This is a genomic window from Deltaproteobacteria bacterium, from assembly GCA_016234845.1.
In the GTDB taxonomy this organism is placed as follows: Bacteria; Desulfobacterota; Deferrimicrobia; order Deferrimicrobiales; family Deferrimicrobiaceae; genus JACRNP01.
In genome coordinates, this window is sequence record JACRNP010000041.1 from 1 (window position 1) to 16,849 (window position 16,849).

Consider the following 16,849-nt stretch of genomic DNA (forward strand, 5'->3'; position numbering starts at 1 on the left):
GCCGAGCGATTCCTTCGAGATCGACTACACCCTCGAATACCCGGCGCCGGTGGGAAAGCAGCGGTTCGTGTTCCGGCTCGACGACCCCGCGGCGTACCGGAAGGAAATCGCCCCCGCGCGCACCTTCGGGTTCGTGAAGGACATCGGGATGCTGCAGCGGCAGGGGCTGGCCCTGGGCGGGCGGTTCGACAACTTCATCCTGTTCGGCGAGGACGGGCCGATCAACGACGCCCTCCGGTTCCCGGACGAACCGGTGCGGCACAAGATCATGGACGCGATCGGCGACCTGTACCTTCTCGGCCGCCGCCTCCAGTGCAGGGTGGTCGCCCACATGACGGGGCACTCGCACAACATCTCCGTGATGAAGAAGGTGCGGGAACTGCTCTGACCGCCCTTTCGCGAGGGAACGATCACGCCCGGGGGCACTCCCGGACGAACGCGGCCATCGCGGCGAGCGTCGCCTCGCGCCGTTCGCGGTGGGGGGTGTGGCCGCACCGGTCGAGGACGAGGCGCCGGACCGGGCCCCCGGACCGGCGTTCGATCGCCTCCACCTGGCGCATCGTTCCATACGGGTCCTCCGTCCCCTGGACGACGAGGGCGGGGACCGTCACTCCCGGAAGGCACCACTCGATGTTCCATTCGAGAAACCCCGGGTCGAGCCACGCCCGGTTCCACCCCCAGAAGGCGCACTCGACGTTCGCGCCGTGATAGCGGGCAAGCCTCGCCGGAAGGTCCGTCCGGAGGTATTCGTCGCGCGCCTTTTCGATCGAGCGGACCGTGATCTCCTCGCAGAACACGTGCGGGGCTTCCAGGAGGAGCGCGCGCACCCGCGGACGGGAACGCGGCGTGGAGGCGTGGAGCAGCGAAATGGAGCCGCCGTCGCTGTGGCCCACGAGGAACGCCTCGCGGACTCCCAGGGCGTCGAGCAGCTCCGGAAGGCCGGAAAATCCCTCCTCGTGCATGTAGGTGAGGGGCCGCGGGAGCGGAACCGGATCGGACCCGCCGTACCCCGCCCGGCTGTAGACGAGGGCGCCGCAACCCGTTTCCCGCCCCAGGGCGGCGGGGAAGTCGCGCCACGTCGCCGCGCACCCGATCCCGTCGTGGAGGAAGACGAGGGTCGCCGCGTCCGCGGGTCCCGGGCCGTGCCAGGCGTATTCGATGGATCGGCCTCCGGCGGCCGCCTTGGGAGTCATCGTCGACATTCTACCTCTTCGCCGCTTTATGGACAGGCGTCGAATGGAATACACTGGCCGGGATGAACCTTGCCGGATTCTTCCATTCCAGCATCGGCCTGTACGCGACGCAGGCGTTCATCCACTCGCTCGTCGCGTCGGTGGTGGCCGAGCTCGCCGTCAAGGCGTGGGGGATTCGAGACCCGGCGGCCCGGCAGAGGGTGTTCCTGGTCCCGGTGGCCGCCCCGGTATTCCTTTACCCCTTGTACCAGGTCTTCGATCCGGGCCGCGGGTCGACCTATTTCCGGCTCGGGACGATCTTCGAAAGCTCCCGGTGGCTCGGACTGGAAGTGCTTGGGACGCACCCGGCGATGGGGGTGCTGGCCGTCCTGTTCTCGATCACATCCCTCATGTTCCTGTTCCAGGAATTCGTCCCGATCCTCCGGCACTACCTGGAACCGGCGTGGGCCGGGGGGACGACCGAACCGATCGACTGGTCGGGGGACCCGGCGGTCCGCGACGGCCTGGAGGCGCTGCCGATCGCGCCGCCGAGCGTGATCGTGGTCGACGACGACGAGCCGGTCGTCCACTCGACCTTCCGGAAGCGCGCCACGGTCATCGTATCCTCCGGGGCGAGGGACGCCTTGACCGCCGAGGAGCTCCGCTCGGCGGTCGCGCACGAAGTGGGACACGTCGTGCGGAACCGCCACCCGCTGCTGGTTCCGGCGTACCTCCTCCGCGCGCTCATGTTCTTCAACCCCGTGGCGCTGGTCGAGTTCCGGAGGGTCGCGCAGGAGGAGGAGAAGGTGTGCGACGAGTTCGCCGCGTCCCTCGTGCGCGACCGGAAGGCGCTGGCGGGCGCACTTCGGAAGCTCTACCTACCCGCGGAAGCGCCGGCCCCCGACCGGATCCGGGGCACCCGGATCACCGCGAGGGAGATCGAGGAGCGCAGCCACCGCCTGAACATCGAGAGCCGCGTCGCGAACCTCGAGTCCGGGCCGGAGCGGGACCCGTGGGCGCGGAGTCTTCTGCCGCTCGTCGTGGGCATGGTCACCGCGCTGATCAATTACTACGTCGTATGACGGGGAGGCGGGGATGAAGGGGAAAATTTCCGGTTTCGTCGCCTTCGCCGCCGGGCTGGGGGTCCTGACCCTGTTCCTGATGGCGCTCAACTGGTTCCCGCTCGCGGTGGACGGCACGCTCATGCGGCGATACGGGGATTTCGATGAAATGCGGTCGCGGCTCGGCATCCGCCAGATCCTCGTCCCCTCGTATTTCCCGGAGAAGTACCGCTGGCCTCCGACCGGCATCCTGGCGCAGGGAAGGCCGTATCCCGCGGTCGTCATGGAGTTCGGGAGGAGCGACGGCGGGAAGGGAGGGGAAATCGGTCTGCTGATCGCGCAGGCGGCGGCCGCCGACTTCTCGCCGGGAGGGAAACCCCGGATCGCGCGGGTCCGCGAGCGGGCGTCCTATCCGCTGAAGGGGAGATCCGCCCTCCTGGAGGTGGGAGACGGGGAGAAGGGGGAGATCTGCACCCGTATCTCGTGGCGGGAAAACGAGTTCCAGGTGACGGTGATCGCCCGGTCGACCCCGTTCGAAGCGATCCGCGTGGCCGAGAGCATGCTCCGGTAGGGTAGCGTCTCGCAAATAGCCTGAAGCATCGAGAGCGTTGATGCGCCGCGCCAGCAAGGCGCGCAAGTGATGGCGTACTGGGAGAGTACGGCGAACTTGCGCAACAAAGCTGGAGCGGATGCAGCGGCGCTCGAATGCCAGGATATTTGCGAGACGCTGCCCTAGTCCGTTTCATCCCCTCCGACGCAACCGATTACCCCTGAAACCGCGGCGTATCGCTCCGCGGGGTAGGTACTTTTTCCCCCGAATATAGGTCGTTCCTCCGATTGTGGCCCCCGTGCCGGTCCCCTAAAGTGGTCCGCGAAGACAGGGATGCGACCCGGACACCTGGACAGAAGGGGGTGGAGAAAATGACGAGGCACATCGGCGGAGAGTGCGTCGGGACGGGGAACTACTGGAACCCGAGGAGCGGTCGGGTGGTGGAGATCCGGAAGGAGGGGGTGCTCCCCGGCGGGGAGGATTCCCGGTATTACCGGCTTCCGTTCTTCATCCTGTTTTTCCTGATGATCGGCCTCGGAGGCGTGTACGTCCTCCTGCTCCCGGTCCTGATCATCGGCTCCACGATCTACATGGCGGGGGTCAGGGTCTTCGGGAGCCTCTACCTGCAGATCCGGAGAAGCATGGATTTCGGGTGGAGGCCCTCGGAAGCGTACCTGGCCGGGAAGGGGAAGGAGAAGAAGGAGGAGAAGAAGGAGAAGGAGGAGAAGAAAGAAGGGAAGAACGAGGCGGGGCCCGGAAATTGACGAAGTGCGCCGCCGCGGAATCGCGAATCCAATTTTTCGGAAAGGGGGAAGACAGATGCACACTCTCGTGGATTTTCTGACGCGCGTGAAAGGGGTGGAATACCTGGTGTCGGTCACGGCGATCGCGGGCTTCATCCTGTACCTCGAGATCCTGAAACCCGCCCCGTTCCGGACGCTGTCGAAGCACGTCGGAGAGGAGATGGCGCACCTGCGGCAGGAGGGCTTCCGGGGGGTGATGCGGTCGCTGGGCCGGCTCGTCGCCGGACCGTTCCTCGGGCTGGCCTACGTGCTCGCCCTTCCGTTCCTCTTCGTGTACACGCTGGCCGTGGAGGCGGGAGGGTTGGCGATGGAAGGGATGGCGAAGGCGCTCGACGCGGTCGGGGCCAACGCGGTCTTCGGCTGGAGGCCGAGCGAGGCGTACCTCGCCGGAAGAAAAGCCCGGAAGACGAAGAAGGCGGGGACCCCGGAGAAGAAGGAAGGGAAAGCGGACGGAAAGGGGGAAGCGTGAAAAAGAAAGCGGTTCACGCCGCCGCCCTCGTCATCGCGGTGCTCCTCGCGGCGTCCGTCGCCGCGGTCGCGGGGCCTTCCGCTCCCGGACCCGTCGCGAAGGCCGCGGGGAAGATGCCGGGCATCCTGGTCCTCGGGGCGATCGCCGAGCGGTACCCGCCGGTGAAATTCGACCACGGGAAGCACGTGGGGATGGCCGGCGCCTGCGCCGAATGCCACCACCAGCACGACGGCGGGACGGCCGCCTCGTGCGCGGGTTGCCACAAGGTCGATCCGGAGGCGTTCCGGAAGAACGTGAACCTGGCGAAGATCCGCCCCTGCGCGGAGTGCCACCCGCCTTCCTGGAAGGCGGAGCGGCCCGGGATGCCGACCCTCAAGGCCGCCTACCACCGTGCGTGCATCCGGTGCCACCGGGACGTGGGAAGCGTCGGAAAGGATCCGAAGGGGTGCGCCGAAATGTGCCACGAGAGCGGCGCGCAGGCGAGGGCGAAGTAGTGCGGGCGCGCGAAGGAAGATCCCAAGGGAGGCCTTCTACCATGGACAGGAAGGGGGACGGAAAGATGGAGCTGAAGCGGAGGGACTTCCTCCGGGTGGCGGCGCTGGCGGCCGGCGGGGCGGCGTTCCTGGGGAGGCCGGCGGACGCCCTGGCGTCCCCCGACCTCTCCGGGTGGCCCGACCGGGCGGGGATGCTCACCGACCTCACGGAGTGCGTCGGGTGCCGAACCTGCGAATCCGCCTGCAACGCGGCGAACGGGCTGCCCGCCCCGGACGTTCCGTTCGACGAGAAGTCGGTGTTCGACCGGAAGCGGCGCCCGACCGCGAGCGCCTACACGGTCGTGAACCGCTATGAGGCGAAGGGGAGCGCGAACCCGGTGTACCGGAAGGTGCAGTGCAACCATTGCGAGGAGCCGAGCTGCGCCGCGGCCTGCCCCGTCCGGGCGTACACCAAGACCCCGGAAGGGCCCGTGCTGTACGACAAGGACGTCTGCTTCGGGTGCCGGTACTGCATGGTCGCTTGCCCGTTCTACGCCCCGGCTTACGACTACGAGAGCGCGCTCGAGCCCAGGGTCGTCAAGTGCACGATGTGCCACGGGAGGATCCGGGCGGGGGGCATACCCGCCTGCGCGGGATCCTGTCCCGTCGGGGCGATCACGTTCGGCAAGCGGAAGGAGCTGCTGAAGATCGCCAGGGACCGGATCCGCCGGTTCCCGGACCGCTACGTGGAGCAGGTGTACGGGGAGTACGAGGCCGGCGGCACGGGCTGGCTGTACCTCTCCGGGGTTCCGTTCCCGCAGCTCGATTTCCCGGACAACCTGCCGAAGAAGCCCATCGTCGAGAACACCAAGGGATTCCTTTCGGCCGTTCCGCTGGTATTCACCCTGTGGCCTGCGCTGCTCGGATTGTGCTACGCGGCGAACGGGAACAAGGAGGAGAAGGGATGAACGACAACACCATCGCCAAGGCGGAGACGTACCCGGCCCGCATCGCCGGCAAGCTCACGATGGGGATGCCGCTGTCCGAATACGCCCGCGGGCTCGTCACGCCGTTCAACGTCGTGTGCGCCGTGATCCTCTCCGTGGGGCTGCCGCTGATCGGCCTGCGCTTCTTACGCGGCCTGGCCACCGTCACGCACGCCTCCAACGAATACCCCTGGAGCATCCTGCTGGGGTGGGGGCTCTTCTCCGGCGTGCCGCTCTCCGCGACCGGCTACGTGATGGCGACCGCCGTGTACATCTTCGGGTTCCGCAAGTATCACCCGCTGGTCCGCCTGGGGGTCCTGACCGGCTTCATGGGGTACCTGTTCGCGGTGATCTACCTGCTGATCGACATCGGCCGGCCGTGGCGCATCTACTACCCCATGGCGGTCTCCTACGGGCCGACCTCGGTGCTCTTCCTGGTGGCGTGGCACGTCTCCACGTACCTGACGGTCCAACTGCTCGAGTTCAGCCCGGCGATCCTCGAGTGGCTGAACGCGCGGCGGACCCGGAAGTGGGCGATCCTGATCACCGTGGCGATGACGATCGCGGGCGTGATCCTCTCCACGCTCCACCAGTCGGCCCTCGGGGCGCTCTTCCTGATGGCCCCGGGAAAGCTTCACCCGCTCTGGTATTCCGCGTTCATCCCCGTGTTCTTCTTCATATCGAGCATCTACGCGGGGCTCTGCATGGTCATCGCGGTCAGCACGGTCGCGTCGAAGTACCTGAAGGACAAGGCCGACGAATCGTTCCTGGGAAGCCTCGACGGCCTGACGGTCGGGCTGGGCAAGGCCGCCTGCGTGGGAATGTTCGTCTACTTCACGCTGCGGATCATCGGGGTGGCCCACGAGGACCAGTGGGCGCTCCTGTCCACGCGATACGGAGGCTGGTTCCTCGTCGAGGTCCTGCTGTTCGTGCTCGTCCCGTTCCTCGTCCTGACCGCGGGCGTGAAGCGCGGCAGCGCGCGGATCGTCCGGTTCGGCGCCTTCCACGCGCTCGCCGGGGTGATCCTCACCCGCCTCAACATCTCGATCCTGATGTTCAACTGGAACCTGCCGGGACATTTCCAGGCGATCGTCCCGCCCCTGCGGGAGGTGTTCATCGTCCTTTCGATCATCGTTCTGCACATCCTGATCTTCCGGTGGATCCTGAACCGGATGCCGGTGCTGCGGGAGGATCCAGCGTATCCGGATTCGCATTAGTGGATGTGTTTCGTATTTCGGATTCCCCCGGAGTCTGGTACTTTGGCGGGGAGGAACGCCCATGATCAAGGGAAAGGTTCTGGCACTTTGTCTGGCCGCGGCCCTCCTTGCCACCGGCGCTTCCACGGGATCCGCCCGGGAGGTGGAATTCTCCTCCCAGGCGAAGAAGTGCCTGAAGTGCCACGCGAAGGAGGGGATCCGCGCGACCTACCCGGACGGGGAGACGGTTTCCGCCCGGGTGAGCCCGCCCGCCTTCCGGACCTCGGTCCACGGCATCCTCGACTGCACGGGATGCCACCCCGCGTGCCGGGCCGTGGACCCTTCGCGGAGACCGGTCGCGAGCAGGAGCCGGCTGCGGGAGCAGGCGGCATCCGCCTGCCGGAGCTGCCACTCCGCCGGACAGCTCCGGGCCAAGCCGATCCACGAGAACCTGCTGGCGGGGGAAGGGGAGGGCGGGGTTCCCGTCTGTTCCGACTGCCACGAGGCGCACACGATGACGGCGGTCAGCGGCGGGAAGGTCTATTCCGGGGAAAAGCAGTACTGCATGAGCTGTCACCGGTACGACATGGAAATGATGTGCCGGAACCGGGAGAAGATCCCGCTCAAGGTGAGCCTGTCCGACCTCGAGTCGTTCGCCCACGACAAGCTCCGCTGTTCCGACTGCCATTACGGGTTCTCCCAGGAGGAGCACCCGAAACGGACCTTCCGGAGCCGGAGGGATTACACGGTCGCGTCGTCGGAAAGCTGCCGGAGGTGCCACTTCGACAAGTACACGAAGACCCTGGACAGCGTGCACTACGCCATCCTGAGCCAGGGGAACCTGCACGCCCCGGTGTGCAACGACTGCCACGGCTCGCACGCGATCGCCCGCGTGTCCCACGGGATCAAGGGGCGGGTCCTGACCACGCAGAAGTGCAGGAAATGCCATGACGGCGTGTACGAGATATACGCCAGGAGCGTCCACGGGAAGGCCCTGCTGAGCGAGCACAACCAGGACGTGCCCATCTGCATCGACTGCCACACCGCGCACGACATCCAGAATCCGCTGACGCTCGAGTACCACGAGCGGATCCCGCAGATGTGCGGCAACTGCCACGCGAATCCGGCCATCGTCTCGAAGTACGGCCTGTCCACCGACGTGCTGAAGACCTACCTGGCGGATTTCCACGGGGTCACCCTCGGGTTCTACAAGAAGCAGCGGGAGAAGCTGTACAAGCCCGCGCGCCCCATCGCCGTGTGCACGGACTGCCACGGGACCCACAGCATCGCGGGCACGGAGAGCTCCAACCCTCCGACGGTGAAGGCGAACCTCGTGAAGCGGTGCCAGAAGTGCCACCACGACGCGAACGAGAAGTTCCCGAACGCCTGGCTGTTCCATTACAAGCCGTCCCCGACGAGGTTCCCGCTGGTCTTCATGGTCAATACGGCGTACTGGGTGTTCCTCCCCGTCATGGTGGTCGGGCTGGTCCTGCAGATCCTGCTGCACATCTGGCGCTACGCGGTCAACCGCTGAAGGAGGGGGCGCGATGAGGCGAGGTCGTCGGCGCGGGGCGGAATCGATCCGGAGATTCTCCCGGATGCGGATCGCGGAGCACTGGTGCATCGTGCTCTCGACGCTCGTCCTGTTCGCCACGGGGCTCTCGCAGAGGTTCTGGCACCTGGACTTCTCCCAGTGGCTGATCCTCCAGCTGGGCGGGATCGACAACGTCCGGTGGATCCACCGGTACACGGGCGTCTTCTTCTCGGTCGAGCTGATGCTGAACGTGGCCGTCGCCGTGGCCGGGGTCACCCGGGGCCGGTGGGAGGCGTCGATGGCCATCACGAGGAAGGATTTCACGGACGCGATCCGGAACATGCGGTACTACTTCGGGCTCGACGACCACCCCGCCCGGTGCGACCGGTACGACTACATGGAGAAGTTCGAATACTGGACGATCCTGATGGGCGGGTTCCTGATGGTCGCCACGGGAGCGGTCCTGTGGTTCCCCATCCCGGCGACCCGGATCCTTCCCGGCGAGATCATCCCCGCCGCGAAGGCGCTGCACTCCAACGAGGCGCTGGTGATCTTCCTCATCAACGCGCTCTGGCACATCATCAACGCCGTGTTCAGCCCCGAGGTCTTCCCGCTGGACTCGAGCATCTTCACCGGGTACATCTCGCGGGAGCGGATGATGCGGGAGCACCCCCTCGAACTGGCCCGGATCGACGAGGCCGCCGCCCTCGGCGCGAGCCCGGGGCGGGAATCCCCGGCGCCGGAGGCCGGCGCGGCCCAGGGGGCCTCCGGGTAGGACAGGAGGGAAATGCAGAAGCGGATCATATTCCTGCTGATCCTCAACGTGGGGATCATCCTCGTCAGCCTCGGGGTCATCAGCCACCTGAGCGTGAACGCGAGCATCGATCGGTCGATCGAGAACCGGCGGATGCTCGCCAACATCATCGGCCGGTATATCGACTACGTGATCGAGAGCAACGTCAAGCGCCTCTACGACGTCTCCCTTTCCGGAAAGGTCGACCTCGAGGACAACGACTGGGACCCCGAGCGGAAGGCCCTGAAGACCGCGATCGAATACTCGATCTTCACGGGAAGGATCTTCCTGCTGGACCGCGCCGGCCACGCGCTCCTTTCCTATCCGCACCGCGAGGAGGAGGGCGTCCACACCTTCGGCATCCCCTACGCGAGGAAGGCGCTCACCGAGTTCCGGCCGGTCATCTCCGACGTCTACACCCTTCCGTCGACCCAGAGATCGGTGGTCCTGGCGCTCGTTCCCCTGAAGAACAAGGACGGGGAGGTGGTGGGGGTGGCCGGCGGGGAGATCGATCCGACCAACTACATGCTGTCCCAGACCATATCGGCCATACCGACCGGGGCCGAAACGATCATCGAGCTCGTCGACAGCCACGGGGTCATCATCGCGTCCAACGACCCCCGCCGGATCCTCACCTGCGGGGACCGATACCGGTTCCTCGAGGGACTGGTCGCCGAAAAGAAGTCGGCGGTGCAGAGCTGCCACCGCTGCAAGGAGGGCACCGCGGGGAGGAAGCGGGAACGGGACATGCTCGCCTTCGCGCCCCTCACCATGGCCCCGTGGGGAGTGATCGTCCGCGACCCCGTCGATTCGGTGTTCTCCCCCTCCTCGAACCTCCGGAGGGGGTTTCTCCTGCTGAGCGCCGTCGCCATCGCCACCACGCTCCTGCTCGCCGTCGGGCTGTCGAAGGGGATCGTCCGGCCCGTCCAGGCCCTGATCGGCGCCACGCGGAAGATCGCCGACGGGAACCTGAACGATCCGATCGAGGTGGAGGCCAAGGACGAGATCGGCACCCTCGGGAAAAGCGTGGACGACATGCGGATCAAGCTGGCCGAGTCCCTGAAGAGCGTGCAGGCGTACAGCGAGGGTCTGGAAAGCATGGTGGCGGACCGCACGCGGGAGCTGCACCGGAGCCGGGAGAAGCTCGCGGCGCTCCTGCAGGGGATCATCACGGCGGAGGAGGACGAGCGGAAGCGGATCGCCCGGGAGCTCCACGACGACACGAGCCAGTCGCTCAACGCCGCGCTCATCTCGCTGGACTCGGTCGTGGCGCACTTTCCGGCGTACGATCCCATCCGCAAGCAGCTGCTCCAGATGCGGGAGCAGTGCATGGCGATGCTGAAGGGAGTCCACCGGATGATCAAGGATCTGCGCCCTCCGATCCTGGACGACCTGGGGCTGGAATCCGCGATAAAGTGGGTCCTGGAGAAGCACATCGGGGAACGGGGAATCCGGTACCGCCTGGAAACGACCGGGAGCGCCGCGGAGCTGAAGGCGCGGGCGGCGGTCGAAGTGGACTACCCGAGGCTGGAACTGGTCCTGTTCCGGATCGCGCAGGAGGGGATCATCAACATCAGCAAGCACGCGGAGGCGGAAAACGTCGAGGTGATCCTCGCGTTTCGCGAATCGGCCATCGACATGGAGATCCGGGACGACGGGAAGGGGTTCGACGCGGATTCCGTGTACGGGGCCTTCCGGAAGGATCACCAGGTCGGCCTCGGCCTGGTCGGCATGGGGGAGCGGATCTCCCTGCTCGACGGGACGCTCGAAGTCCGGTCGGAACCGGGACGGGGGACCCGCATCTCGGTCCACGTTCCGGTCCCGACCTGAGAGGCGACACCGATGCCGAGGGTCAGGATCCTGGTCGCGGACGACCACGCGCTGGTGCGGGAGGGGATCATCGCCATCCTGAAGCTCCACGAGGACCTGGAAGTCGCGGGAGAGGCGGCGGACGGGAAGGAGGCGGTCCAGAAGGCGATGAAGCTCCGTCCGGACATCGTCCTGATGGACATCGCGATGCCCGGGCTGGGCGGCCTCGAGGCGACCATCGAAATCCGGAAGGCGCAGCCCGACGTCAAGATCCTCGTGTTGAGCCAGTACGACGACAAGGAATACGTGAACCGCCTGCTGACGGCCGGGGTGTCGGGGTACATCCTGAAGCACGCGGTCGGGACGGACCTCGTCTCGGCGATTCGCGCGGTGGCGCGGGGGGATTCGTACCTGTATCCGGCGATCACCTCCTCCCTGATCGACGATTACCTGAGCGGGAGGGACGTCTCCCTGACGGACCCCTACGACCGGCTGACCGACCGCGAACGGCAGGTGCTGAAGCTGATCGCCGAGGGACACACCCACAAGGAGATCGCGGGGCTTTTGGACATCAGCGCCAAGACGGTCATCGCCCACTACACCAACGTCCAGGAAAAACTCGAGATCCGGAACCGCGCCGAGCTCATCAAGTTCGCGCTGCGGAGGGGGATCATCCGGTAGCCGGCACGACGATCCGCCCGGCTCGCTTTACCTTGCAAACCGCCGCGGGAATCGTCATAATTTGACGATTCCGATGGAAATCCAAAGCACTCCGCGGCGTCCCCGTCCCCCCGCCCGAGATCCTCGCCCGACGTTCGGAGCGCACACGAAAAGGAGAACGGAAATGAAAGCGAAGCTCGTCCGGTATCTGCTCCTGGCGGCGTTTCTCGGTGTCGTGTTCTCCGTCCCGTCCCCCGTCCATTCGGACGCCGTGATCAAGCTGACCTACGCCAACTTCCCCCCGGCGGCCACCTTCCCCTGCGTCCAGATGGAGCGGTGGGCCAAGGAGGTCGAAAAAAGGACGGGCGGGAAGGTGAAGGTGCAGACCTTCCCCGGCGGAACGCTCCTTCCCGCCAAGAACATCCTCGACGGGGTCATCTCGGGGGTGGCCGACATCGGCAATTTCGCCATGAGCTACCAGCCGGGCCGCTTCCCGGTATCCGAGGTGGTGGACCTGCCCCTCGGGTTCACCAGCTCCCGGGTGGCCAGCCTCACCCTCTACGATCTCGTGGAGAAGTACCAGCCGAAGGAGTTCGACAAGGTGAAGATCCTCACGCTCTTCACCTGCCCCCCGACCAACTTCATGACCAAGGTTCCCGTGAAGTCGCTGGCGGACCTCAAAGGGCTGGAACTGCGCGTCGCCGGGACCAGCGCCGAGGTCGTGAAGCGCCTGGGCGGTATCCCGGTCGCCATGCCCCAGTCCGAGACCCCCGAGGCGATCCAGAAGGGGGTCGTGAAGGGGATGGTGTCCTCGATGGAGATCCTCCAGGACTTCAAGTTCGCCGCCTACACGCCGTACGCCACCGTCGCGAACCTCCCGGTCGTCACGTTCGCGGTCGTGATGAACAAGGACAAGTGGAACTCCCTCCCGGCGGACGTGAAGAAGATCCTGGACGACATGCGGCGCGAGCAGGCGCAGTGGACCGGCGAATACGTCGACAACCACGTGAAGGAGGCGCTCGCCTGGTCGAAGAAGAACCACAGCCACCAGCTGTTCACCCTTCCGGCTTCGGAGGCCGAAACCGTGAAATCCCTCCTGAAGCCGATCATCGACGATTACACGAAGCGGGTGACGGCGCAGGGGCTCCCGGCCGCACAGATCCTGGCCGACGCGCTGGCGTTCAAGAAGAAGCACGAGCAGCAGGGCAGGTAGCCCGACCGCCCGATGGGCCTGGAACGGTTATCCGAACTGCTGCGCAAGGTCCTCCTGGTCGCCGGGGGCGTCTCGCTCCTGCTGTTGACGCTCCTGGCGACCCTGAACGTGGCCCTCCGGATCTTCCGTGTCCCGGTCGGCGGGACGTACGAGGTGGTCTCCTTCCTCGGCGCGATCGTAACGGCCGGCGCCCTCGGCTACACGCAGAAGCGGAAGGACCACATCGTCGTCGACATCCTTTCCGATAGATTCCCCGACCCGTTGAAGCGGGTCGCCGACCGGGTCAGCCACGTCCTGATGCTGGTCCTCTTCTCGATCGTCTCCTGGCAGACCCTGGTGTACGGAAAGCGCCTGGCCGCCACCGGCGAGCTCTCCGAAACGCTGAAGATCGCCTACTACCCGTTCGTGTTCGCGGTCTCCATCGGTTTCGCCGTCCTGTCGCTCACCATCCTCCTCGATCTGGCGGAGAGTTTCTGGACCGGCAAGGAGAAGCGTTGAGCGGTCCCGTCGTCGGCGTCCTCGGCATCCTCGCGATGTTCCTGGTCCTGTTCGTCCTGCGGATCCCCGCGGCGTTCACGATGGCGCTGGTCGGATTCCTGGGGATCGCCTGGGTGACCTCCATCGACGCCGCGTTCTCCATGGTGGGGACCGAGATGTGGAACATCTTCTCCAGCTACGGGCTGACGGTGATCCCGCTGTTCATCCTGGTGGGGGAGATCGTCCATTACGCCGGGTACAACTTCAGCCTCTACGACGCGACCTACAAGTGGTTCGGCCATTTCCGCGGCGGGCTCGCGATGACCACGATCATGGCGTCGGCCGCCTTTTCGGCCATCTCCGGCTCGAACACCGCCACGGCGGCGACGATGAGCGCCGTCGCCATCCCCGCGATGAAGGAGTACAACTACCACCCGATGCTGAACGCGGGTTCCGTCGCCGCGGGGGCCACGCTGGGGGTCCTGATCCCTCCATCGATCGTGCTCGTGGTGTACGGGCTCTACACCGGGCAGTCGATCGGCAAGCTCTTCTTCGGGAACATCATTCCGAGCGCCATCCTGACCGTCGCCATCCTCGGGACCGTCGTCTGGATCTGCCGCATGCACCCGGACTGGGGGGCGGCCGGCCCGAGATTCGGCTGGAAGGAGCGGATGAAGGCGCTCCCCGAGGCGATCGACGTCCTGGTGCTGTTCGGGATCATCATGTACGCGCTGTTCACGGGGGTGGTGACCGCGACCGAGGCCGCCGCGGTGAGCTGCTTCCTCGGCTACGCCATCTGCCTGGCGCGACGGAAGCTTTCGTGGAAGAAGTTCGTGGATTCGATGACGGACACCCTCCGGATCTCGTGCATGGTGTTCATGATCGTCGCCGGGGCCGTGATCTTCGCCCGCTTCCTGACGGTGACCCGCCTTCCGTTCGAGACCGCGGAGTGGATCCGGACCCTGGCGCTTCCGAAATGGATGGTCCTCTGGGTGATCCTGCTCTGCTACATCGTCGGCGGCTGCGTGATGGACGCCCTCGCGTTCCTGCTCGTCTCGCTGCCGATCTTCTACCCGCTGGTGATCCAGCTGGGGTACGACCCGATCTGGTTCGGGCAGGTGATCACGATCGTGACGACCATGGGGTCGATCATGCCCCCCATCGGCATCTGCTGCTACGTCGTGTCGGGGATGTCCGGCATCCCGCTTTCGACCGTCTTCCGGGGGAGCTTCTACTACGTCCCTTCCTACATCGTCTCGATCGTGATTCTCATGATATCCCCGTACTGGACGGTCCTCGTGCTGTCCGACCTCGTGAAGTAGCGGCGGCCGTGCGTCCCCCGGACAGTCCGACCCTCCTGCTCGGGAACGAGGCGATCGCGCACGCGCTGCTGGAGAACGGGTGCGCGGTGGCGACCTCCTACCCGGGAACGCCGGCGTCCGAGATCCTTTCCGCCGTGGGCAGGCTCAAGCGGGAGCGCGGCGTCGCGATGCACGCCGAGTGGGCGGTCAACGAGAAGGTCGCCTTCGAGATCGCGTACACCGCGGGGATCGCGGGTCTCCGCGCGGCGGTCGCCATGAAGCAGGTGGGACTGAACGTGGCTTCCGATCCGCTGATGAGCGCCGCCTACCTCGGGGTGAAAGGCGGGTTCCTGGTCGTCTCCGCGGACGACCCGGGGCCGCACTCCTCCCAGACCGAGCAGGACAGCCGCCTGCTGGCGATGCTCGCGAAGATCCCGGTCCTCGACCCCGACTCCCCGGCGCACGCCCGCGAACTGGTCGCGAAGGGGTACGAGCTGTCGGAGGCGTTCTCGATCCCGGCGATGCTGCGCCCCACCACGCGGGTCTGCCACGCCTGCCAGGACATCCCGGCCGGCGACATCCCCCCGATCGTCGCCTCGGCGGACTTCCGGAAGGACCCTTCCCGGTGGGCCGCGACGCCGGCGTTCCGGTTCGAGCTCCACAGGGAGCTGATCGCGAAGCTCGCGCGCATCGCGGAGTGGGAGCCGACCGCGCCGGTCCGCCGGAACCCGGGCGCCGGCGGCCCGCGGGCCGTGGTCGCGTCGGGCGTCGCGGCGGCCCACGCGAAGGAGATCCTGCGGGAGCTGGGGCTGTGGGATACCGTCCCCTTCTACCAGGTCGTGCAGCCGTTCCCGCTCCACACCGGGTTCATTTCCCACGTCCTCGGGACGTACGGCGAGATCCTCGTCCTGGAGGAGACGTCCGGGGTGATCGAGATGCAGCTCCTCGATCGGGGGAAGGTTCGCGGGAAGGCCACCGGGGCGGTCCCGGAGGCGGGCGAACTCCTGCCGGAGACCGTCGAGGGACTGATCCGGCGATTCGCCGGAATCGACCGTTCCGCCCCCGTGCCGGTGCCGGCCGGTGCGGGCGGCAGGCGGCCCACCCTGTGCCCGGGCTGCTCCCACCGGACGAGCTTCTACGCGATCCAGAAGGCGGCGCCGAAGGGGATCTATCCGAGCGACATCGGGTGCTACACGCTGGGCCTGAACCTCGGCGGCGTCGACACCGTCCTGTGCATGGGAGCGGCGATCAGCCAGGCCGCCGGCTTCCATCAGGCGTACCGCCTCTCGGGGAAGACGGTGGACATCGTCGCGACGATCGGCGACTCCACCTTCTACCACGCGGGGATCCCCCCGCTGATCGACGCGGTGGTCCAGGGGGCGCGGTTCGTCCTCGTGATCCTCGACAATTCGACGACCGCCATGACCGGGTTCCAGCCGACCCCGGCGACCGGCGCCGGTGCCGCGGGCGAGGCGACCGGCGTCGTGGACATGGAGGCGCTCGTCCGCGCGTGCGGCGTCGGTTTCTGCAAAGTGGGAGTCCCGGGCCGGTTCGGGGAGTTCGTCCCGCTGCTCCGGGAGGCCCTCGCGTACTGCCGGGAAAACGGGCCCGCCGTGGTCATCGCCCGGGAGCCGTGCGTGATGGACCTCGCGCGGTCGGGGAGGCTGCCCGCGGGAGTTGCGATCGTCGTCACCGACGAATGCACCGGGTGCCGTCACTGCACGACCCGGTTCGAATGCCCCGCGCTCGTCTACGACGCGGAGGGGAACCGGGTGGACGTGGACGGGCTGCTCTGCACCGGGTGCGGCGTCTGCGTCGACGTGTGCCCCGTCGGCGCGATCGTTTCCCGTCCCGGGGAAGGGGAGGGACGGTGAGCCCGGCCGGAGGGGGGGAAGGGGCGGTCCGCCAGCAGCTCCTCGTGAGCGGAGTCGGCGGCCAGGGGGTCCTCTTCATCACCCGCCTCCTCGCGGAGGCGGCCATCGCCGGCGGCCATCCCGTCCTCACGTCCGAGACCCACGGGATGGCGCAGCGCGGAGGGATCGTCGTCTCCCACCTGAAGGTCGGCGCGTTCGAGAGCCCCCTGATCCGGGCGGGCACGGCCGACGGTCTCGTCGCGCTCAAGGAGGAGAACCTTTCGGCCCACAGGGGGTTCCTCGCGCCGTCCGGGTGGGCGGTGGTGGGCGCGAAGTCGTTCCGGGGGGAACGGTTTCCGTTCCCGGTGCACGCGATCGACGCCGAGGGGATCGCGCGCGGCGCGGGGAATCCCCAGGGGGCGAACCTGGTGCTGCTCGGTTTCATCCTCGCGAGGCTCGGCTCGTCGCGCGACGGCGGCCTCCTGTTCTGCTCGGGCGA

General features: G+C 66.9%; 18 protein-coding genes. 17 read left to right on the forward strand and 1 reads right to left on the reverse strand.

The window, feature by feature from the left end:
* Positions 1 to 388: UDP-3-O-acyl-N-acetylglucosamine deacetylase (locus HZB86_03825; protein ID MBI5904667.1), on the forward strand; the 388-nt coding region annotated here is incomplete at its 5' end.
* 22 nt (positions 389 to 410) lie between these two features.
* Here HZB86_03825 and HZB86_03830 read toward each other — a convergent pair.
* Positions 411 to 1,202 (reverse strand): alpha/beta hydrolase, encoded by a 792-nt coding sequence (locus HZB86_03830; GenBank protein ID MBI5904668.1) that lies wholly within the window; start codon positions 1,200 to 1,202, stop codon positions 411 to 413.
* A 53-nt stretch (positions 1,203 to 1,255) separates the two neighbouring features.
* Between HZB86_03830 and HZB86_03835 the strand changes: the two genes are divergently transcribed.
* The 16 genes from HZB86_03835 to HZB86_03910 all read left to right on the forward strand — a co-directional run.
* Complete coding sequence (locus HZB86_03835) at positions 1,256 to 2,254, forward strand: hypothetical protein (protein ID MBI5904669.1); 999 nt, start codon at positions 1,256 to 1,258, stop codon at positions 2,252 to 2,254.
* 13 nt (positions 2,255 to 2,267) lie between these two features.
* On the forward strand, positions 2,268 to 2,804 hold the full coding sequence (locus HZB86_03840) for a hypothetical protein (GenBank protein ID MBI5904670.1): 537 nt from the start codon (positions 2,268 to 2,270) through the stop codon (positions 2,802 to 2,804).
* 350 nt (positions 2,805 to 3,154) lie between these two features.
* Entirely contained in the window at positions 3,155 to 3,547 is a 393-nt protein-coding gene (locus HZB86_03845) for a hypothetical protein (GenBank protein MBI5904671.1), read from the forward strand.
* Positions 3,548 to 3,602: 55 nt separating this feature from the next.
* Entirely contained in the window at positions 3,603 to 4,055 is a 453-nt protein-coding gene (locus HZB86_03850) for a hypothetical protein (protein MBI5904672.1), read from the forward strand.
* Positions 4,052 to 4,549: a cytochrome c3 family protein gene (locus tag HZB86_03855; GenBank protein MBI5904673.1), complete on the forward strand. Its 498-nt coding sequence runs from the start codon at positions 4,052 to 4,054 to the stop codon at positions 4,547 to 4,549. The genes HZB86_03850 and HZB86_03855 overlap by 4 nt, the downstream gene beginning before the upstream one ends.
* A 41-nt stretch (positions 4,550 to 4,590) precedes the next feature.
* Positions 4,591 to 5,496, forward strand: a complete 906-nt coding sequence (locus HZB86_03860; GenBank protein ID MBI5904674.1) for a 4Fe-4S dicluster domain-containing protein — start codon at positions 4,591 to 4,593, stop codon at positions 5,494 to 5,496.
* Positions 5,493 to 6,731, forward strand: coding sequence for a polysulfide reductase NrfD (gene nrfD / locus HZB86_03865; GenBank protein ID MBI5904675.1), 1,239 nt, complete (start codon positions 5,493 to 5,495; stop codon positions 6,729 to 6,731). The genes HZB86_03860 and nrfD overlap by 4 nt, the downstream gene beginning before the upstream one ends.
* A gap of 61 nt (positions 6,732 to 6,792) precedes the next feature.
* Positions 6,793 to 8,244 (forward strand): hypothetical protein, encoded by a 1,452-nt coding sequence (locus tag HZB86_03870; GenBank protein ID MBI5904676.1) that lies wholly within the window; start codon positions 6,793 to 6,795, stop codon positions 8,242 to 8,244.
* Positions 8,245 to 8,257: 13 nt separating this feature from the next.
* Entirely contained in the window at positions 8,258 to 9,019 is a 762-nt protein-coding gene (locus HZB86_03875; GenBank protein ID MBI5904677.1) for a cytochrome b/b6 domain-containing protein, read from the forward strand.
* A gap of 12 nt (positions 9,020 to 9,031) precedes the next feature.
* Entirely contained in the window at positions 9,032 to 10,867 is a 1,836-nt protein-coding gene (locus HZB86_03880) for a HAMP domain-containing protein (GenBank protein ID MBI5904678.1), read from the forward strand.
* A gap of 12 nt (positions 10,868 to 10,879) precedes the next feature.
* Positions 10,880 to 11,527 carry a response regulator transcription factor gene (locus HZB86_03885; protein MBI5904679.1) on the forward strand — a complete coding sequence of 216 codons (648 nt, stop codon included), beginning with the start codon at positions 10,880 to 10,882 and terminating at the stop codon, positions 11,525 to 11,527.
* A gap of 163 nt (positions 11,528 to 11,690) precedes the next feature.
* On the forward strand, positions 11,691 to 12,719 hold the full coding sequence (locus HZB86_03890) for a TRAP transporter substrate-binding protein (protein MBI5904680.1): 1,029 nt from the start codon (positions 11,691 to 11,693) through the stop codon (positions 12,717 to 12,719).
* A gap of 18 nt (positions 12,720 to 12,737) precedes the next feature.
* A complete protein-coding gene (locus HZB86_03895; GenBank protein ID MBI5904681.1) occupies positions 12,738 to 13,217 on the forward strand; it encodes a TRAP transporter small permease in 480 nt (159 codons plus the stop codon).
* Positions 13,214 to 14,518, forward strand: a complete 1,305-nt coding sequence (locus tag HZB86_03900; GenBank protein MBI5904682.1) for a TRAP transporter large permease — start codon at positions 13,214 to 13,216, stop codon at positions 14,516 to 14,518. The genes HZB86_03895 and HZB86_03900 overlap by 4 nt, the downstream gene beginning before the upstream one ends.
* 8 nt (positions 14,519 to 14,526) lie before the next feature.
* The gene (locus HZB86_03905) at positions 14,527 to 16,371 is read left to right on the forward strand and encodes a 4Fe-4S binding protein (GenBank protein MBI5904683.1); all 1,845 of its coding nucleotides are present in this window, start codon (positions 14,527 to 14,529) and stop codon (positions 16,369 to 16,371) included.
* Positions 16,368 to 16,849 (forward strand): 2-oxoacid:acceptor oxidoreductase family protein (locus HZB86_03910; protein MBI5904684.1); only part of this gene is annotated, 482 nt, incomplete at its 3' end. The genes HZB86_03905 and HZB86_03910, both read left to right, overlap by 4 nt.